Raw genomic sequence first — 20092 nt, 5'->3', positions numbered from 1 at the left:
CTCTCTCCCTTATTCTCCTAAAAACCATTCAGGGATTTTTTCTTCTAGCTTACGAAGAGCACGTCCACGGTGGCTAATGGCATTTTTCTCATCTGAACTTAGTTCCGCCATCGCTCTTTTATATTCTTCCACATAAAAAATCGGATCATATCCAAAGCCGTTTTCCCCGCGGCGCTGCTCTAAAATATACCCTTCGCACGTCCCGTTTACAATGACAGGCTTTTTATCCCCTTCAGGGAAAGCCACTGCTAATGCACAGTAGAAACGAGCTTTACGCTTTTCAAACGCTATTTCATTTAATTCTTGTAACACTTTATCAATATTCGCTTGATCATCTTTCGGCTCTCCAGCAAAACGAGCTGAATACACGCCTGGTTTTCCATTTAAAGCATCTACAATAAGACCTGAATCATCCGCGATTACGATCGCATTCAGCTGTCTACTCAGACTATCCGCTTTTAAGATCGCATTTTCTTCAAATGTTTCACCAGTTTCTTCGACTTCTTCAATATGAGGAAAATCGTGCAATGATTTTACTTCTAAATCAAATCGCTCAAATAACTCAGCAAATTCACGTACTTTCCCCATATTTTTTGTCGCTACAACAACTTGTTTCATACTTTCCACCTCTACTCTATATGAGATACGATGTCACCTAACGCTTCTTTTTGCATGTCGATTAGTTGGAAGATACCTTGTTCCGCAGCATCAAGTAATTCATTTAACTGCGCTCTGCTAAACGTCGCTTCTTCTCCTGTTCCTTGCACTTCAACAAACTGGCCTTTTCCAGTCATAATCACGTTCATATCAACGTCTGCTTTAGAATCTTCTACATAGTTTAAATCTAAAACAACACCTTGCTCTTCAACAATTCCTACTGACGTTGCTGCTAAATAATCTTTTACTGGAATTTTAGATACTTTTTCTGCTTGTAATAACTTCTCGAACGCTAATACCATTGCTACATATGCACCTGTAATAGAAGCAGTTCTCGTTCCACCATCCGCTTGAATAACATCACAATCGATCCAAACTGTTCTTTCACCAAGTGCTTCTAGGTCAACTACCGCACGTAAAGCTCGTCCAATTAAGCGCTGGATTTCCATTGTACGTCCTGTTACTTTCCCTTTACTTGATTCCCTAATTGTACGTTGTTCTGTTGCACGTGGAATCATCGCATATTCAGCTGTTACCCAGCCCTTTCCTTCTCCACGCATAAACGGTGGGACACGCTCTTCAATTGTCGCTGAGCAAATTACCTTTGTATCCCCAACTTCAATTAATACTGACCCTTCTGGATTTTTTAAATAATTCGTATGAATATGTATATGGCGTAATTCTGTTTTCTCTCTACCATCTACTCGCATAAAAATAACCTCCTCATAACTACTTGTTAGTATAGCCAAATTTAAATGTATGATATGTATACAATAAAAGAAGGGGAACCAAAAAAGCAATTCCCCTTTCTTACTTAAGTATATCAAATTATTGAAGATTAAAAACTACCTGTATTCACGTTTTCTGGACGATCGACAGGTTTTATTAACTTTCCGCCCTTTTCATCTATAAGATTCGCTTTACCATTTACTTCAATAGAAACACTTTTCACGCCTTTCTTTTCTGTTAAAGATAAAACTAACGACTTCAATACGTAATTTGAAACCATATTTTTATCTGGGTTTATAAATATATTTTCATTAAAGTTTAATGTAAGATTTCCATCTTGTAACTTCGGATTCGTAATCAACTTAACTCCTGGATTAAAATCATTCAGAAGCGATTGATGAATCGGTCCTTTTACAAGTTCATCTATAATTGCTGCATAATCATTTTCTTTTCCTTCTACAACGCGGCGTGTTACTGGTACGTAGTATTGCTGCTTATTATTATTTTGTGCCATAAAATAAAGTGTAACAGGTTTTGTATTTGTTACATCCGCTACTTGTTCATCATCGAAGTTGATACCATTAGCACGGCTCACCCCTTCACCAAGTGGTGTACCACCAACAGGCATCTTCGCCAATTTCTCACCATTTATTTGGAACTGCACTTGTTTTATTTCTTTAAATTGCGTCAACGTCCAGGCTATTGACTCAACCATCTGACGCTCTTCCTCTTTTGCATAGTTTTTCATTTCTTTAGAGAAATCAATGACTGCCGTCCCATCTTTTTTCAAATCTAGTGTCATCGATGTATTCGCTGGAATGACTGCACGGAACCCATTCGGTAATAGATTCGTTACCGGTCCATCTTTCACAAGGTACTCTAACGTTTGCTGAATGACCTCATTTGCTTTCGGAGTAGGTATAGCTAACGTTTGCGGTACAACATAGCCATTTTTATCAACAAGGTATAGTTCTCTATTTACCGTTTGTCCTTGCTTATCTTTCTTAGCTACTTCTTTCTTTCCACCCTCTGTATACGTAACTTGTTTTGGCGGATCAATTTGTTCCGTTGCTTTCTCCTGATTTATAAAGCCACACCCTGTTAGTAAAACAGCGCTCACAGTAGCACCAACAACCCATTTAAAAGTGGATTTAGGCATGCCATTCCCCCCTAAAATCTAAGTTTGTACTATTATGTATACGAGCTGTTTCACTTTTTAGAACAAGCTGTGCTTCCTATAAACAAAAAAACTCCTGATTTCTCAGGAGCTCACTTATATGGATTCTACTATTATTCTTTTTCTAAATGAATATGTTTCACATTTTCAATCGGTTGACCGAACCATTTTGATGCAATTTCTTTAAATAGGCCTATTTTTCCTGTCGTTAAGAAGAGATGATCACTTTGTTCCTCTCCCTCATTCAACATTTTACTATGGTATAAAATTGTACTTACTTCGCGCGCTGTTTCATCACCTGAACTAATTAGTTGTACTTTATCTCCCATTACTTTTTTAATAACAGGACCTAAAATTGGATAATGTGTACAACCTAAAATAAGTGTATCAATATCAGTATTTTTCAGCGGTTGCAACGTTTCTCGTACAACTTCATACGCCATTTCACTTTCGAAATTTCCACTCTCTACAAGCTCAACGAAAGGCGGACACGCTAAACTTTCTACCATAACACGGTTATTAATAGACTTTAGCGCTTCTTCGTATGCACCACTTTTCACCGTTCCAATCGTTCCAATAATCCCAACATGATACGTGTTTGTCACTTTTAAAGCTGTACGTGATCCTGGGTGAATAACCCCTACCACTGGAATTGGTAATTGTTTCTGCATCTCTTCTAATACAACCGCAGTTGCTGTATTACACGCAATAACTAACATTTTGATATTTAAATCTAGTAAATGCTCCGTCATTTCCCACGTAAATTGACGCACTTCTTCTCGAGAACGTGGACCATAAGGGCAACGTGCCGTATCCCCTAAATATATAATACGCTCTTTCGGCAACTGACGAATTAATTCCTTCGCTACTGTTAAACCGCCAACTCCTGAATCGATAACACCGATTGCTCTATTCAACTTCATCACCCGTTTTCTCATTCATCATCTTTTTTTATCATTATATTTTACACACTTTAAGTTCGCTAACTTAAACTGCTTCTGTATGAAAATTTTCATTTGTACCTATATAGACTAGGACCTTTTTTATTTTGCTCCTTTTTTTCATAATTTGCAAGACAGAAAAATAACCGACCTTCTATATGAAAGTCGGTTTCTTCTATATAAAATGCGTATTTACCACGTTATTTGCCGGGTAGTAAGACCCCCACCTCAAAATTCAGCGAAAGCAAAGAAGTTAGGTGGGGATCGGGCTGCCCGTAAAAGCCCGATTGGTTTAACTAATAATTAGTGGGGGATGCCCCCACTAATTAAAGTTTCACTTTATTACTCCATCTTTTTTTGGAAAGACGACATTCCTATTAATAAGAAGAAATGAGCAGAGATTAAAATGACGATTAAAATAAAATTCAAACGATAACTATTTGTAGATTCCATAATTTTGCTCGCTACAGCTGGTCCAAATGCCATACCGAAAAAATTAATTAAATTATATAAACCAAGACCGACTCCAACTTTAGCCGGATGTAATGTTTTCGGTATAAATGTATTTAATGATACTTGAATGGCTGAATAACTCATAAACGTTAAAATAATCGCCACTACAATAACGACTATGTTCCCATTCGGAATAAACCCCAAAATTAAAAAGCCAACGATCATAATGACAGACGCTACATAAATCATATTCACATTTCCAAACGAAGGGACAATCTTTCCAGTAATAAAACTAGATACAATACCAAAAAGTGATGCAACAAACAAAACAATTCCGATAACAAATGGAGACAATCCGTGCTCTCTGCCTAAAAGCAATGGTAATAATAATAAACTAGCACATAGCGCCACATTCATTATAAATCCGACCGCTATTAAACGAAGAAATGGTTTATTTGTAAACAACTCAATATCAATAAATGGATGCTCCGCGTTCTTCATACGAACCGTGAATAAAAATAAGAAAGCTACCGATAACATAAATAGCCAACTATTAATATTTACACCTAATAAAACAGTCGTAATGAACGCAAATAATAACACCGCTCCAATGTAATCAAAATGAAACGCTTCATCCGTATGCTGCGCTTCTTCTGGCATAAATTTTATAAGCAAGAAAATCCCAACTACTGAAATAACCATAAATAAAAATAAATATGGCCACCCCAATGTATTTGTAATAGCCCCGCCAACTAAAGGACCAATACCTATCGCTAATGCAATAGAAGAACTAATCATCGCTAATGCACCTGGCTTCTTATCAGGAACAACTAATTTTGCCACTGCAATCATACTAAGCGCAATAAACGCCGCGCCCCCACTCGCCTGCACTAATCTTGCAAGAATGGTAATCGCATAAGATTGATTCATAAATCCAATAATAGAACCCGCTACAAATATGATAATTGAAATAATTAATAGTTTTTTTACACTATAACGATCAGCCAACTTCCCGTAGATCATCGAACCAATACCGACAACTAAGGAATACCCTACTACAACCCAACTTACTTTCGATTGACTAATGGATAAATCGTTCGCCATATCCTCTAACGCTACATTAAATAAAACCGCATTCATCGGTCCTAATAAAACGATAAAACATAATGTGAAAACAAACCATTTTGAATGGTTAATTATATCTCTCCCCATGTGTAACACCTCTCCTGATTGTAGTAACTGTAAATGAAAAATAAAGTGAAACTTTAATTAACAGGGGCTTCATCCACCGCTGATTATTAGCCTTCACCAATCGGGATCTTACTGCCCGGCAAATAGCGGGGTAAAGTTGTTTAGCTCCGCTATCACAACTAAACAACTTCATCAAATGTATAAATTTATCGCGCGACAAACTGAATTCGAAACGAAGCATGTATATTGTTCGATATTCATGGAACTATCATAGTTTCAGCATTACAGTTTGTCAACAAAAAGTATACAAAGTAAACTAATTAAGTGTTTTTGGTTTACTTTGTTCAAAGATTGTTATACACTAATTTCGAATCCGATATAAGGAGGACTGACATGGATATTCAAATTTGCAATTTCTAACTTAATAAAATTAAGTAAATAAAGAACTTTTATATAGAAGAAACATTATAGGAGGATTATGATGAAGAAAAAAATGTTAGTTGTATTAACGAGCGTAGAAAAATATCCAAATTTAAATAGAGCGACGGGGCTTTGGCTTGGTGAAGCTGTCCATTTCGTTAAAAAAGTTGAAGAAGCTGGTTACACAGTAGATTATGTCAGCCCACAAGGTGGCTATACACCGATTGATCCTCATAGTTTAGCAATGGCGGAGAGCGTCGATTGGGAATGGTATCAAAAGAAAAAATTTATGAATCGTCTCGGTTCTACAATGAAACCGAGTGAAGTGAATCCAGCAGACTACGCTGCGATTTATTACGCAGGCGGTCACGGTGTAATTTGGGACTTCCCAGAAAATAAAGAACTTCAAATGATTAGCCGCAACATTTATGAAAATGGCGGAATCGTCTCCTCTGTTTGTCACGGAGCTGCTGGTTTATTTCATATCACATTAAATAATGGGGAACGCTTAATTAGTGGTAAAAAAGTAACAGGATTCTCAAATGAAGAAGAAAAACTAGTTGAATTGGATCAATTCGTTCCATTTTTAACAGAAGATGAACTCATTAAAAATGGAGGGCTTTACGAAAAAGCCGCGCAACCTTGGGAAGCTTACGCTGTAGAAGATAATCGTGTTATAACTGGTCAAAACCCAGCTTCAGGTGGTCCAGTAGCTGAATTAGTATTACAACACATAAAAAATAACATGTAATAAAAAAAGCAGGTTTTCCATTACTATAGGAAAACCTGCTTTTTTACGAAATCATTTGCAAAATAGCAATAACTTCTTTTTCAATTTCCGAATCATCAATTGCTTCTATATACTCTGGTTTAAAAAGTTGGTACTTCTTTAGTTGATAAAAATCAAGTATCGCTTTCTTTAACGTAATATCGTACTGAATACAAAAAGAATGATCTATAATACGTCTTAACATCACATCATCTTGCACCATAAATAATTGTGCGTTCATTTTATTAAAGTAGCCTTGTTCCATACCAGCTTCAAAAAACATTTGCAAATTATGATTACGATTTTGTTGTGCAGCAACTAACCGATCAGATAAGTGCGGATATGCCTCTTTCAAATCTTGTAAAAAGACATCAGAAATATATGTCACACATTTCAAAGAGTGAATAAACGTCTTTTGGAAACGTTCTGCAAAAGACATACTTTCATCTTGATTATCCGCATCTCCTTCAAGAAGGTAGTTCATAAAATCTTCTACCACCGCTTCAATAATCTCATCTTTTGAAGAAAAACGTTTATATAAAGTAGCTTTACTAATATCCATATATTTCGCAATTTCATCTATTTTCAATTGGCTAAAACTCGTTTTTCTAATAATGGGCTTTATTTTATTAATATAAGTATTTGCACACGCAACTTTTCTCATTAAAAGAGCCTCCCCTTTTGTCCATACAAAATAGTATAGCAAATTCACGATTAATTATAAATGAAGTCACTATACTCAATACATCTTTTTAGTTTAAGGGGGCATTTATACTATAGAAAAAGTGCCCGCTATCTTTATGAGTAGCGAGCACTTTTTCTATAATTTATTGACAGCTCTTCTTATAGCTTTCCCTATTTCCATACTAGACTGCGGATTTTGCCCTGTAATTAAACGCCCATCTACTACGACATGCGGCGTGAAATTTGGAGCAACATAAAACAAAGCTCCTTCTTCTTTCAATTTACTTTCTAATAAAAACGGCACTCGTTTTTCTAAAAGCACAGCTTTTTCCTCATCATTCGTATAACCTGTTATACGCTTACCGGCAACAAAAAACGAGCCATCTTTATTTTTTACACCGACTAAAGAACTTACTCCGTGACAAACAGCCGCTACAATTCTGTTATTGTTGTACATATTCTCAATCAAATTTGCAACATATGGATTACCTGGAAAATCTACAATCGCTCCGTGCCCACCACCAAATAAAACTGCATCATAATCTGAAAAACGAACATTTGAGATTGGCTTCGTATTTTGCAATAAAGAAGCGACATACTTAAATTCACGAGGTATGCCATTTGGAATAGACACTCTATCAATAGGTACTTTACCGCCCTTTATCGACACAATATCAACATCGAACTTAGCCTTTTTAAACACATTATAAGGAGCTGCGAGCTCTTCCAACCACAAACCAGTCGGGTGTCCATTCATATTATGAGCGCTTGTTGAAACTAACAATATCCTTTTCAACATATCCCCTCCTTACTACCTATTTATGTATAAAATGTTCTTATCATTCATATAGCAAGCGGAAAAAACGATAACAACAAGCTGAACTTTTGTATAAAAGTCAACTTGTTGTTATCGTTTGAATTCTTTCGTACGAAGATTTTCACAACCTTATAACTTTTATCTCCAACGCCACGCAATCGTTTTATCCTCCATATGAATAGCAGGTATATCAATCCCTAAATACTGCTGATTATCCTCATCAAAAACAGACCAATTTCCTTCATATAAAAATTCAGGATCCATGCTTTCAAAATCAAATCCACTATCTTCGTCTACCATCTCACGAAAATATTTTTGGAACGGTTTACTATTTTCAGATAGACGAATTGTTCCATACATCCATGGCATGTCTCCAAAAACATCTTTAATTTCACCTATCTCCATATCCTTAAAATACAACTTCATATTTGCACCTTCTTATTCATAAATGACAAAGATACCTACCCTGAATGCCTCATCATGTTATAAAGTAGTTATTTTTAACGTTTCTTTCTTAAACATATCTTCCTTCTCAAAGTCTGAGATACCTTTTTAAGTTCAAAATATAAACAGAAAAATAGCCGACTCTTCATATAAAAGTCGGCTTTCTTTTTATAGTTCGAGCTCTCCCATGCGAAGAAGCTCAACAACTGCTTGTGAACGTCCTTTAACTCCTAGCTTTTGCATTGCGTTTGAGATGTGGTTGCGTACTGTTTTTTCACTGATAAAAAGTTCACCTGCAATTTCCTTCGTTGTTTTATCTTGAACCAGTAATTCAAATACTTCTCTCTCTCTCTTTGTGAGTAACGGTTTAGATTGATACGCTTTTTCCTTCAACTGGTATAAACCTCCTTGCTTAAGCCAGAGCCGTGTATGTGTAAGTTGGGTGTTTATTTAGTCAAGATATTGTATGAACGAAATGTGCGGGTGGTGAATGAAAATAGGCTTTATTTCACATGTTATTTTAGACTTTTATACAGTGCAGACACTCTTTGTATCCACTCACTTTTCATTACGCCATATTTGTTCTAGTAATATGCTGACAACTGTACCTACGAACAAACCATTTCCGAATATATATTGCATAACAGACGGCAGTGATTGGAGTGCTCCAGACGGTAAAAACATAACACCGCTTCCAAATAATACAGAAACTCCTAAAACCGTTACATTCCTTTCGCTCATTGGCACTTGTTTTATATTATGAAACCCAATTCCAATTAACTGTACGAACGAAGCCATTAAAACCGCAGATGCGACAGCGGGTGGTAACGATGCTAAGTAACGAATAATATTTGGAAACAACGACATTACGACTAGTAACAAACATGCTAGTAAGAACGATCGTATATATTTTTGTTTCGTTAAACGTATAAATCCTGCCGTTGCTGGTAACGGCACGACACCTACAGTTGAAAATACAGAAGAAATGATATGCGAAATCCCTCCAACCCACGTACCACCCTTCAACTGTTTTTGTTCAATAGTCCCCTTTTGAATGGTAGCTTGATTAATTGCTATAATAGCTGCCACTGTATTTGAAACTAAAATACATACCATAACGAAACTGGATACAGCCATACCTGTATTCCACTTTGGAAGTCCCCAAGCAAATACATGTGGAAGTTGCACAAAATGAGTTACTTGAGATGGAATCGTCATTTTTCCTGCAATGAGAAAAAGAATCCACCCACTAATTAATCCTATTAAAACCGCATAACTTTTGACAAAACCTTTTCCGAAGTTAGATAGTATAATAACGAAAAGAAATATGCTAAACGCAATTATCGCTGTAAATCCATCGATTTGAGAAACAGTAGCAGTAATTCCTAGCATTCCTTTTAGAAATACACCGCTTAATTGTAAACATAATAAAAGTAAAAACGTCCCTGTCACAAGCGGCGTGAATAAAAATAAAATACGTCCGATAAAACCAGTGACTCCTAATCCTATTAAAATAACACCGGAAATTATCATTCCTAATTCTAAAATTTGCAACGTACTATGTAATTGATCTTGCCCGGCCGTTGCATAAGCAAGTACGGTAAATACTCCAACCCACGATCCAGCTGGTCCATCCGCAATTGGCAGTCTATGTCCAAGCCACCCTTGTAAAAAAGAAGATATACCAACTACAAAAAACGTACGCTGCATTAAATAAAATATTTCTTCCGTCGTAAGATGAAATAATCCGCCAACGACAATTGGTAGTGCAATTGAATTCGCTAATAAAAATATAAACCATTGCAAAGTTCCCATAATATGATTTTGGTTATGTTGATTGTCCAAATTTTTCATCCTTTCTAGCTTCCCTATAAGAAATATATTGCAAGCATAACAAAGAAGGGTTCTACACTCACAATTAGAACCCTCCTCAAAACATTCACACGATTCTTTTACACAAGATTATTTAATTCCACCTCATTTAAACTTCCAACAACAATATTCCCTTTATGCACGACTAAACGTTTCTCTGTTTGACGCGCTACCGCTTCAGCAGTACATGTTGCATTCGTCAAAACAAAACTCGCTTCATCTCCTACATTCGGCCATGCTCGCTTCCCTTCATTGTTTAACGTTTCTTTTCCACCCGTAATAAAGTGAAGGGCTTTTCCTAAAGACCTTTCGTCACTCCACCCAAAACGTTCCGCTAATCGATTTGCCTTTTGCAGCATATCACCTGTGCCAAACGGTGACCAATGATCAGTAATACTATCATTTCCTAATGAAACTTTCACACCTTTTTTATCTAATAACGGAATTGGGATTACTTGTTTCCCAATTGGCACCGTTGAAGTAATATCAATATTTAAAGCAGCTAGTCTTTCCGCCACTTCTTCAACTTCTTTATCCGTAACACCACCAAGTCCAAGTGCATGACTAATTGTTACGCGACCTTGCCATCCCGCTTCTTCTGTTAAACTTGCCAATCGCTTCATCGTAAACGTCCCAAGATTATTCGCATCATGCAGATGAATATCAACATCTGCATTAAATTCTACTGCGATATCCATAATGGTATGTAATGATTTTTCAATATCATTATCCACTGTAGCTGGATCCACTCCACCGACTAGATGCGCACCCATACGCATCGCATCTTTCACAAGTTGCACAGAATTGCTGCGCAATAATCCGTGTTGCGGAAAAGCAACAATTCTACCAGAAACCTGATTTTTATATGTTTCCAACGCCGCTAACGTCGCCTCCAAATTACCAAGTCCAATAATCGGATCAACATTACAATGCGTTCTAATATTCGTTGCACCATTTCGAAGCAATAACGCTAACATATTTTCCGCCCTATCTTGAGCAGTTGCTAATTGCTTCGGCAGAATTTTTTCTTCTTCATGAAAACGCGTAAAAATATTCTCTGCTGGCATACAAGCTTTCCAAGGACCACTATAATACGTCTTATCAATATGAATATGCATCTCTTCAAAAGCTGGCAAAATTAATAAACGCTTAGCATCAAGAATTAATACTCCTTCCTCTTGAACAGCCCCTGCTATCATTTTTTTAATTCGTCCATCTTCAATGAGTAAACTACATAACTCTGTTTCTGTTTGGGAAATTCTCCCCTCTTCATATGTATACCCTGATTCAAGCATTACGTTAGTCAGCCAATATACTGTCATCTCTATTTCCCCCACCCTTTATTAAAAGTTACCTCTTACTATAATTTTAATATCAACTGAAAATTAAGACAATTAATACGACTGTTCTCTAAAAAAATGTCATACAACCTCATAGTCTTCTCATAAATTTCCATATAGAATAGAAGTATATAGCTTGGTATAAAGTGAAACTTTGATCAGTGGGGGGTTTGTTCATCCCCCCACTGATCATTAGTTAAACCAATCGGGCTTTTACGGGCAGTTAATCCCCACCTAACTTCTTTGCTTTCGCTGAATTTTTAGGTGGAGGTCTTACTGCCCGTTAAAGCGGGATAAAAAGGAGTGGATTGGAAGATGTCAAAAAGATTATGTAAATCCGAAACTGATAAAATGCTATTTGGTATATGCGGTGGTTTAGGGGAATATTTTGATATTAGCTCTACTCTCATTCGCATACTTTGGGTCATTGCTATTTTATGTTTTGGGACGGGGTTTTTAGTTTATTTTATTTGTTTATTACTTATGCCACGCTCTTACTAATAACATTCTTTCATCTATTTGAGCATAGCGTATAAAAAATCCCCTATAGATTTTTCTATAGGGGATTTTTTCATGAAGAATATTTCATCGTTAAATGTAATACTGCTACTTCATCTTCTTCATTTCTATAACTATGTTTTTTATTCGCTTCAAATTGAATAGAGTCAAACTCATTTAATTCGTATACATCGCTTTCTACTTGAATCGATACTTTCCCTTTCATTACTGTTACAAGCTCAATAGCACCTTCATGATGAGCTTCTGGTTCATATATACTATTCGATCTTAAACAAGCACGATGCATTTCCATCCCCGTTTCTTTCGTATAGCGGAACATCGTTTCTAAATGCCATGCTTGTCCTACATCTACTGCAAATCCTTCTCCGCAGCGCGCCACAGCTACAGGTTCTCCAACAACCATCAATCGCGATAAAGGAATCGATAACCCTTTCGTTATTTTCCAAATGACAGCTAACGTCGGATTCGTTTCGCCTCTTTCAATCTTTCCTAATGTTAATTTACTAACCCCAGTTTTTTGGGCTAATTCTTCTAAACTTAATTTTTGTTCATTTCGAATTTGTCTTAACAGCTGACCTACTTGCTGAATGACTTCTTTCGTTTGCATATCTTCATGTTCTTTCATCTATAAAACCACCTTAAAGTATAAAATAGTTTACTTTTATTATTTTAAAGTATATTATACTATACGTAATCATCAAATTCCGAAAGGAGTGCTATGCTTCATGCGCGCAATTTTATTAGGCCTTTTATCATCAGCCTTTTTTTCCGCAACCTTTATTATTAATCGAGCGATGAATGTATCTGGAACGAGCTGGGCCTGGACAGCTTCCTTCCGTTTTTTATTTGCTCTCCCTATTTTATTCCTTATCGTTTTATTTCGCAAAAACTTAAAGGGTTTATGGGAAGAATTAAAGAAACATCCATTAGCGTGGATCGGATGGGGGTCCGTTGCTGGTATTGGTTTCTATTCTTTATTAAGTTTCGCAGCTGTCTTTTCTCCAGCTTGGCTCGTTGCTGGAACTTGGCAAGTTACTATATTAGCAGGGCTACTTTTATCACCGTTATTCTTCGTTAAAATAGAAACGAAATTAGGCACAAAACTTGTACGCGGAAAAATTCCACTTCGTAGTTTATATGTCGCATTATTTATTTTACTTGGTGTAATTTGTATGCAAGCGACTGCAGCAGGTCATATTACAATGACTCAGTTCATTTCAGGTTTTTTACCTGTCGTAGTAGCAGCCTTCTTATATCCATTCGGCAACCGAAAAATGATGGAGCTTGTTGGCGGACGTCTTGATACGTTCCAACGTGTATTAGGAATGGCAATAGGAAGTCTACCTATAACAATTTTACTTGGTATATATGGATTTTCTACTACCGGTATTCCAACATCCAGCCAAATGTTGCAAGGATTTTTGTTAGCCTTATGTTCTGGCGTGATTGCGACGATGACATTTTTCTTTGCTACTGACTTAGCCAAAGATAACCTCTCTCTACTTGGAGCTGTTGAAGCAACGCAAGCTGGAACGATGGTCTTTACCGTGCTTGGCGAAATTGTTTTCTTGAATGGTTCATTTCCTGGTGGTCTTTCCCTACTTGGAATGATTATTATTATGTTAGGAATGGTTGCAAATAGCGTTTTAAACCGTTCTGCCCCAGTCATTAAGCAGAAAAAAACTGCATAAAAAAGAGTATAGTTCTCTAACAAAGAACTATACTCTTTTTTTATTGTCCCCCTATTTCGCCTTATCAGAATAGTATTTCATTAGCTGTTTATACTAAAACCTATGTTATAATACGTTTCATGCGCAATATTAGGAGGTAAATTATGTTAAAAAAAGCAATCGCTGAATTTATTGGTACATTTGTACTTGTATTATTCGGAACTGGAGTAGCTGTCATTGGCGGCGGAATTGAAGGAATTGGAACATTAGGAATCGCTATGGCTTTCGGTCTATCTATTGTGGCTATGGCATATAGCATCGGAACAATTTCTGGATGTCACATTAACCCAGCAGTATCAGTAGCTATGTTCATCAACAAAAGAATGAACGCTATGGAACTTTGTTATTATGTATTAGCTCAAATTTTAGGTGGTTTATTAGGAACTGCAACGTTAGTAACGATTTTACGCTCTGCTAAAACACCTTTAGATAATTTAGGTCAAAATGGTTTTGGAACTCTTGGTTTATCTGGAGCATTTCTAGTTGAATTTATTTTAACTTTCGTATTCATTTTAGTTATCGTTGCTGTAACAGGTAAAAAAGGAAGTTCTTCTCTAGCAGGATTAGTAATTGGTTTCACATTAGTTTTAGTTCACTTATTAGGAATTCCGTTAACTGGAACTTCTGTTAACCCAGCTCGTAGTATCGCACCAGCTCTATTCGCTGGCGGAGAAGCACTTTCTCAACTATGGGTATTCATCGTAGCACCAATTCTTGGTGGTATCGTAGCAGCTATTGTTGGTAAATTCATTTTAAATACTGAAAAATAGAATTTTCAATATTTCTGAATAAAAAAAGGCGAGCCCTCATTATGAGGTTGCTCGCTTTTTTACTCTTTCATTTTAGACTTTAAGTTTGTAACTAATTGATCTACCGTTACATTTGCAAGTACGTTTTCCATCGCTTCTTGCGCTTGCATTAAAATAATTTCTAATACTGATTGAATATTAGCTCCTACTGGACATTCAATGTTGGGATTTTCATGGAAGGAAAATAGTTGTCCTTCTTCTACAACTTCCACTGCTTTATATACATCAAGTAATGTAATTTCTTCTAAATCACGAGCAAGTGTCGTACCACCTTTACCAGCTTGTACATCAACAAGTCCTGCTCTCTTCAACATTCCTGTAATGCGACGAATCACAACTGGATTTGTATTCACACTACCAGCAATCCATTCAGAGGTACAGCGAGAGTTTCGATCTATCGCAAGTAACGTTAACATATGAACACCTACTGTAAAACGACTACTAATCCCCATCTGCACACCCTCCTTTGTATTCATTCTATTAAAAGACGACTCTTATTATTATATACTATTTTTAATTTATACATAAAGAAAAAGCATGATTCCAATAGGAAATCATACTTTTCTCTCATTATTGACGCTTTATAAACTTCGCTAAATCTTTAAATTTCACTTTGTCTGAGTAATTCATTACGCCATTTACGTAAATGCGACTTGTAACAGCACTTAAAATACCGATTGTCGCTAAAAGCCCCGCCAATGTTATCATAATTTCTAACATACCAGTTTCACCAGCTACAAAGCGTGAGAATGTAACCATCGGGGTAAAGAACGGAACATAAGAGCTTATAACAACGATAGTACTATTTGGGTCACCTAACGATTTAAGACTTATAAAGAATGCTGCAATTATTAAAATTGAAATCGGTAGCATTACACCTTGCAAATCCTCCGTCTTAGAAACAACCGCACCAGCAGCTGCATACATCATCGCATACAGGAAATATCCTGTAACAAAATAAATTAGGAACATACCGATTATTTTTGCATCTAACTTTGTAACATCAATTACGCCAAATAAGGAACCATTTTCTAAATCTACCCACCCTAGTAAATAAGGAACTAAATAACCACATGCCAATATGACAAGTTGTAATAACGCCGTTGAAACAACCGCTAAAATTTTTGCATACATCATCGTAAGAGGTTTTACTTTCGGAATCATAACTTCCATAACGCGAGAAGCTTTTTCAGAAGCAATATTCATCGCAATTGTGCTTCCGAACGCAACAATAAACATATATAAAGCGAATATGAAGAAATATGCAATTCCGGCAGAGGCAGAACGATCTTTTATTGCTTCTTGTTTCACAGAAATTTCGGTTTGCAATTGTTGTGCAATTTCTGGTGAAACATTATGTTTAGCAACTGTTACCGCCATATATTTTCCCTTTAAATAACTAGCTATAATTGTAGAATTTGTTTCACTAGCGAACCCATTAAACATATACGTGACTTCTGGAACTCCATTCTTTTCAGTTACACGAAACAAACCGTCTAACTCGCCTTCTTCTACTTGTTTATGCAGTTTATTGAAATCTTCTTTTGAACCAATTGTTAATTTAGCTGATGGTAATAACTTAGTTAACTCTTCTTTTTGTATTTTATATGTAGAACTCTCTGTCACAACTGCAATTTTATCTTTATCCTTATTTTTATCATTACTTGAAGTAAAATGATTGAACGCAAAAATCCCAAAAACAATTAAAAATAAAATCGCGCTCATGATTAATGATTTTTTAGATAAAAATGCTTCCCTGAAATAAAATGAAAATACGTGAGAAAATTTACGCATCGTTATTTCGCCCTCTCTACAAAGATTTCGTTTAACGTCGGCTCTAACATTTTAAATTGTCGTAAGGTAACACCTTGTTCTTGCAATTTTTGTAAAATCTTTAGAGCTTCTGCATCATCTTGTACTTGCATATAAAGAAGGCCTTGTTGTTTTTCATACGATACATGTATAGCTTCTAATCCCTTCACATTCTCTTCTGTATCTTCAATCGTTAAATTACGGAAACCGTATTCTTTTTTAATATCACTTAACTGGCCTTTTACGACTGCTTCGCCTTTTTTCAAAATACATACATGTTGGCAAAAAGCCTCTACTTGTTCCATACGATGACTAGATAAAATAATGGTCTTTCCGCTCTGTACTTGTTCTTCAATAATGCTAGCTAACATCCCAGCATTAACTGGATCTAGTCCGCTAAATGGTTCATCTAAAATGAGAAGTTCAGGATTATGAAGAAGGGCAGCAATTAATTGGATTTTTTGCTGGTTCCCTTTTGAAAGCTCTCCTGCCGTTTTAAATTTATATTCCGGTATCGCTAATCGCTCTAACCAGTGATCAATAGCCAGATCTACTTCTTTTTTCGACATTCCTTCTAATCTACCAAAATATCGCAACTGGTCTATTACTCTACTTTTTGTATATAAACCTCTTTCTTCTGGTAAATACCCAATCGTTACCCCACTAGTCCCAAATGATTTTCCATCCCATGTAATAGAGCCTTCATTAGGCGTTAATAATCCGAGAAGCATTTTGATTGTCGTTGTTTTCCCTGCACCATTTCGTCCAAGTAATCCTAGCACTTCACCTTTTGGTAACGAAATTTGCAAGCCATTAACTGCTTTTGATTCCCCAAATTGCTTCGTTAAGTTTTGAATTTGTAAACTCAAAGTATAAAGCCTCCCCTTTAATATCATTCATATTCTCTTTCAAAGACTATGTTTATTCAGGATAAAATATAGCACTACACTTCATCCTCTTAGTATGTAACATCTCCTTAATCCATCATTTGTTCTATTTAGTTAAAATTGTAAATAACATCATGTTATTTGTCAATTATAATTGTCGTTTCGACAATTATAATTGACAAAATGATTTCCAACATTTTTCTCATCTTTCTAATATAGGACATACTACTATATATACAAAAGACAATATGCAAATGTTCATAAAAAAATTTTTATATTTTAATATATAATATAAGATGATTTTCTAACATCAAGGAGGATACATATGAAGATGAAGAGGGGTATTACCACTTTATTATCTGTAGCGGTTCTATCTACATCGCTTGTAGCATGTTCAGGAACACCAGAGAAAACAGTGGCAAAAGAAGAAAAAGTAAAATTAACAGAACAGCAATTAATGGCTGATTTATGGTATCAAACAGCCGGTGAAACGAAAGCACTTTACTACCAAGGATACAATATCGGTCAATTGAAGCTTGATGCAGCTCTTGCAAAAGGGACAGAGAAAAAGCCTGCTATCGTACTTGATTTAGATGAAACGGTTTTAGACAACAGTCCTCATCAAGCAATGAGCGTAAAAACAGGAAAAGGCTATCCGTATAAATGGGATGACTGGATTAATAAGGCTGAAGCTGAAGCCCTTCCAGGCGCAATTGATTTCTTAAAATATACAGAATCTAAAGGTGTAGATATTTACTACATCTCAAATCGTAAAACGGACCAACTAGATGCAACAATTAAAAATCTTGAGCGTGTAGGTGCTCCTCAAGCAACGAAAGAACATATATTACTACAAGATCCGAAAGAAAAAGGAAAAGAAAAACGACGTGAACTCGTTTCACAAACACATGATATCGTCTTATTCTTCGGTGATAACTTATCTGATTTCACTGGTTTTGATGGAAAGTCTGTAAAAGACCGCAATCAAGCAGTATCAGATTCGAAAGCACAATTTGGTGAGAAATTTATTATTTTCCCGAATCCAATGTATGGTGATTGGGAAGGCGCTTTATATGATTATGATTTCAAAAAATCAGATGCAGAAAAAGATAAAATCCGTCGCGACAACTTAAAATCATTTGATGCAAAATAAAGAGGATGGCATTCGCCATCCTCTTTATTTTCCCTTCTCTGTTAAAGGCAAGATAAACACTTCCACACGCCTATTCTTTGCCTTTCCTTCTTGTGTATCGTTTGGAGCAATTGAACGGTATTCTCCGTAACCAATCGCACTAAATTTTTCTGGTTGTAATTCTTTATTTTGGAGTAATACTTGCATAAAATTAACTGCACGCTGCGTACTTAATTCCCAGTTCGATGCAAACTGCGCATTGGCAATAGGGACATTATCCGTATGACCAGATACTGTAATCTCACGAGGTGACGCTGAAACAAGTAAGCTAGACATCTCTTTTGCAATCCCTAGTGATTCTAACTTCACATCTGCTTTCCCCGAATCAAACAGCACATTCTCTAATATTGTCACCATTAATCCCTTTTCAGTTAATTTAGTTTGAAAAGAAGAGGATAATTGTTTCTCATTAATATATTGATCAATCTTTTTTTGTAATGCTTTCAATTCATCCATTTCTTTTTTTTCTTTTTCTCTAGCTTCTTCTTGTTTTTTTGCTTGTTCTGCCTCAAGGCTACTTGCTGATAATTCCTTTTCATCATTTGGCTTCTGATCACTTAAAAACTCTTTATTTCCTGTTCCACCTGCTAATTCGCTTCGAAATGCTACTGCCATCTGTTTGAACTTCGCAGCATCTATACTACTCATCGCAAATAAAACGATGAACAATGCAAATAACAACGTTAACATATCAGAATAAGGGATTAACCAAGTTTCATCGATATGTTCTTCGTGTTTTTTCTTTTTGCCTCTTCTATTTTTTTTACTCCGCATTTTTTTCTGCTCCTTTTTCTAGCTTTTTACGCTCAGTTGCAGAAAGTGCACCTAAAATGCGGTTCTTCATAATAAACGGATATGTACCCTCTTGTAACATTAATAAACAATCAATAATTAAACGTTTTTTCTCTAATTCAGCTGCAGATTTTTGCTTTAGTTTATTTGCAAATGGATGCCATAATACATAGCCTGAAAAAATACCAAAAATCGTTGCAATAAAAGCACCCGAAATAGCGTGACCTAACTTTTCAATATCAGTTAAATTGCCAAGTGCAGCTACAAGACCAATAACAGCACCTAAAACCCCTAATGTCGGTGCATATGTACCAGCTTGAGAAAAAATTGCCGCTCCTTTTGCATGCCTTTCTTCAATCGCTTCTAATTCAGCTTCTAAAATTTGCTCTAAATCTTCTGCGGATACGCCATCAATCACAAATTTCATACCACGCAAAAGAAATTCATCTTGAATTTTGTCTAATTGTTGCTCTAAAGACAAAATACCGTATTTTCTACTTTCTGATGTCCAATGAACAAATAATTCTAGCAACTGTTCATAACTTAAATCCTTTTTATTTGAACCAAAAAGAACTTTAAATAATTTTGGAACCCTTTTTAGTTGATTCATCGGAAATGCGATACATACTGCAGCAAATGTACCGATAAAAATAATTAATGCTGCGGCAGGATTCAATAAGGAATTTACGTCAGCGCCCTTGACGACCATCCCTACTACCACTGCTACAAATCCTAAAATAAGTCCAATAATTGTTGCAAAATCCATTCCCATTCACTCCTAGTCTATACAAGAAGTTCTTTATTCTCGATAATCGCTACATCTTCTTATGTATATATATTACATAAAAAATTCATTT

Annotated in this window: 22 protein-coding genes; 5 read left to right on the top strand and 17 right to left on the bottom strand. The window is 35.9% G+C overall.

What is annotated here, in order from left to right:
- Positions 1 to 9: 9 nt before the first annotated feature.
- The 5 genes from QEP67_RS04980 to QEP67_RS04960 form a co-directional block, all read right to left on the bottom strand.
- Entirely contained in the window at positions 10 to 618 is a 609-nt protein-coding gene (locus QEP67_RS04980; protein ID WP_000815937.1) for an XTP/dITP diphosphatase, read from the bottom strand.
- A gap of 11 nt (positions 619 to 629) precedes the next feature.
- The gene (rph, locus tag QEP67_RS04975) at positions 630 to 1367 is read right to left on the bottom strand and encodes a ribonuclease PH (protein WP_001261774.1); all 738 of its coding nucleotides are present in this window, start codon (positions 1365 to 1367) and stop codon (positions 630 to 632) included.
- 128 nt (positions 1368 to 1495) lie between these two features.
- Positions 1496 to 2545, bottom strand: coding sequence for a spore germination protein GerM (gerM, locus tag QEP67_RS04970; RefSeq protein ID WP_001126754.1), 1050 nt, complete (start codon positions 2543 to 2545; stop codon positions 1496 to 1498).
- 131 nt (positions 2546 to 2676) lie between these two features.
- A complete protein-coding gene (racE, locus tag QEP67_RS04965; protein WP_000774000.1) occupies positions 2677 to 3486 on the bottom strand; it encodes a glutamate racemase in 810 nt (269 codons plus the stop codon).
- A 360-nt stretch (positions 3487 to 3846) separates the two neighbouring features.
- Complete coding sequence (locus QEP67_RS04960) at positions 3847 to 5169, bottom strand: MFS transporter (RefSeq protein WP_064459815.1); 1323 nt, start codon at positions 5167 to 5169, stop codon at positions 3847 to 3849.
- Between the two features lie 460 nt (positions 5170 to 5629).
- Between QEP67_RS04960 and QEP67_RS04955 the strand changes: the two genes are divergently transcribed.
- Complete coding sequence (locus tag QEP67_RS04955; protein WP_000728525.1) at positions 5630 to 6319, top strand: type 1 glutamine amidotransferase domain-containing protein; 690 nt, start codon at positions 5630 to 5632, stop codon at positions 6317 to 6319.
- Between the two features lie 43 nt (positions 6320 to 6362).
- On the opposite strand, the gene QEP67_RS04950 is transcribed toward QEP67_RS04955, so the two are convergent.
- The 6 genes from QEP67_RS04950 to QEP67_RS04925 form a co-directional block, all read right to left on the bottom strand.
- The gene (locus QEP67_RS04950) at positions 6363 to 7001 is read right to left on the bottom strand and encodes a TetR/AcrR family transcriptional regulator (RefSeq protein ID WP_001233004.1); all 639 of its coding nucleotides are present in this window, start codon (positions 6999 to 7001) and stop codon (positions 6363 to 6365) included.
- 156 nt (positions 7002 to 7157) lie between these two features.
- On the bottom strand, positions 7158 to 7820 hold the full coding sequence (locus QEP67_RS04945; protein WP_002107622.1) for a type 1 glutamine amidotransferase domain-containing protein: 663 nt from the start codon (positions 7818 to 7820) through the stop codon (positions 7158 to 7160).
- Positions 7821 to 7976: 156 nt separating this feature from the next.
- A complete protein-coding gene (locus QEP67_RS04940) occupies positions 7977 to 8264 on the bottom strand; it encodes a hypothetical protein (protein ID WP_000780757.1) in 288 nt (95 codons plus the stop codon).
- 186 nt (positions 8265 to 8450) lie between these two features.
- Positions 8451 to 8675: a spore germination transcription factor GerE gene (gene gerE, locus QEP67_RS04935; RefSeq protein ID WP_000659484.1), complete on the bottom strand. Its 225-nt coding sequence runs from the start codon at positions 8673 to 8675 to the stop codon at positions 8451 to 8453.
- 165 nt (positions 8676 to 8840) lie between these two features.
- Positions 8841 to 10136, bottom strand: a complete 1296-nt coding sequence (locus tag QEP67_RS04930; protein ID WP_000792694.1) for a purine/pyrimidine permease — start codon at positions 10134 to 10136, stop codon at positions 8841 to 8843.
- A 98-nt stretch (positions 10137 to 10234) separates the two neighbouring features.
- Positions 10235 to 11476 (bottom strand): amidohydrolase family protein, encoded by a 1242-nt coding sequence (locus tag QEP67_RS04925; RefSeq protein ID WP_000219571.1) that lies wholly within the window; start codon positions 11474 to 11476, stop codon positions 10235 to 10237.
- A gap of 333 nt (positions 11477 to 11809) precedes the next feature.
- Between QEP67_RS04925 and QEP67_RS04920 the strand changes: the two genes are divergently transcribed.
- Positions 11810 to 11995, top strand: a complete 186-nt coding sequence (locus tag QEP67_RS04920; protein ID WP_000044335.1) for a PspC domain-containing protein — start codon at positions 11810 to 11812, stop codon at positions 11993 to 11995.
- Between the two features lie 70 nt (positions 11996 to 12065).
- Here the strand turns inward: QEP67_RS04920 and QEP67_RS04915 are convergent, their stop codons facing one another.
- Positions 12066 to 12638 carry an XRE family transcriptional regulator gene (locus QEP67_RS04915; RefSeq protein WP_000658052.1) on the bottom strand — a complete coding sequence of 191 codons (573 nt, stop codon included), beginning with the start codon at positions 12636 to 12638 and terminating at the stop codon, positions 12066 to 12068.
- A gap of 100 nt (positions 12639 to 12738) precedes the next feature.
- Here QEP67_RS04915 and QEP67_RS04910 point away from each other — a divergent pair, with 100 nt between their 5' ends.
- Together QEP67_RS04910 and QEP67_RS04905 are read left to right on the top strand one after the other, a co-directional pair.
- The gene (locus QEP67_RS04910) at positions 12739 to 13704 is read left to right on the top strand and encodes a multidrug resistance efflux transporter family protein (protein ID WP_001201646.1); all 966 of its coding nucleotides are present in this window, start codon (positions 12739 to 12741) and stop codon (positions 13702 to 13704) included.
- A gap of 143 nt (positions 13705 to 13847) precedes the next feature.
- Positions 13848 to 14513, top strand: a complete 666-nt coding sequence (locus QEP67_RS04905) for an aquaporin (RefSeq protein WP_000913204.1) — start codon at positions 13848 to 13850, stop codon at positions 14511 to 14513.
- Between the two features lie 59 nt (positions 14514 to 14572).
- On the opposite strand, the gene QEP67_RS04900 is transcribed toward QEP67_RS04905, so the two are convergent.
- The 3 genes from QEP67_RS04900 to QEP67_RS04890 all read right to left on the bottom strand — a co-directional run bounded on the left by QEP67_RS04900 (position 14573) and on the right by QEP67_RS04890 (position 17233).
- Positions 14573 to 15004 (bottom strand): Rrf2 family transcriptional regulator, encoded by a 432-nt coding sequence (locus tag QEP67_RS04900; protein WP_000512998.1) that lies wholly within the window; start codon positions 15002 to 15004, stop codon positions 14573 to 14575.
- A 118-nt stretch (positions 15005 to 15122) separates the two neighbouring features.
- Positions 15123 to 16346: an ABC transporter permease gene (locus QEP67_RS04895; protein WP_001224961.1), complete on the bottom strand. Its 1224-nt coding sequence runs from the start codon at positions 16344 to 16346 to the stop codon at positions 15123 to 15125.
- Between the two features lie 2 nt (positions 16347 to 16348).
- Positions 16349 to 17233: an ATP-binding cassette domain-containing protein gene (locus QEP67_RS04890; protein ID WP_048565755.1), complete on the bottom strand. Its 885-nt coding sequence runs from the start codon at positions 17231 to 17233 to the stop codon at positions 16349 to 16351.
- Positions 17234 to 17576: 343 nt separating this feature from the next.
- Between QEP67_RS04890 and QEP67_RS04885 the strand changes: the two genes are divergently transcribed.
- A complete protein-coding gene (locus QEP67_RS04885) occupies positions 17577 to 18404 on the top strand; it encodes a 5'-nucleotidase, lipoprotein e(P4) family (RefSeq protein ID WP_061672424.1) in 828 nt (275 codons plus the stop codon).
- A gap of 24 nt (positions 18405 to 18428) precedes the next feature.
- Here the strand turns inward: QEP67_RS04885 and motB are convergent, their stop codons facing one another.
- Both motB and motA read right to left on the bottom strand, forming a co-directional pair.
- Positions 18429 to 19217 (bottom strand): flagellar motor protein MotB, encoded by a 789-nt coding sequence (gene motB / locus QEP67_RS04880; protein WP_001256743.1) that lies wholly within the window; start codon positions 19215 to 19217, stop codon positions 18429 to 18431.
- Complete coding sequence (gene motA, locus QEP67_RS04875; RefSeq protein ID WP_000344855.1) at positions 19207 to 20001, bottom strand: flagellar motor stator protein MotA; 795 nt, start codon at positions 19999 to 20001, stop codon at positions 19207 to 19209. Before motA ends, motB begins: the two co-directional genes overlap by 11 nt.
- Positions 20002 to 20092: the final 91 nt, after the last annotated feature.

The organism is Bacillus cereus group sp. MS39 (assembly GCF_040448665.1).
GTDB lineage: Bacteria > Bacillota > Bacilli > Bacillales > Bacillaceae_G > Bacillus_A > Bacillus_A wiedmannii.
This window is presented reverse-complemented; position numbering and strand designations above follow the sequence as displayed.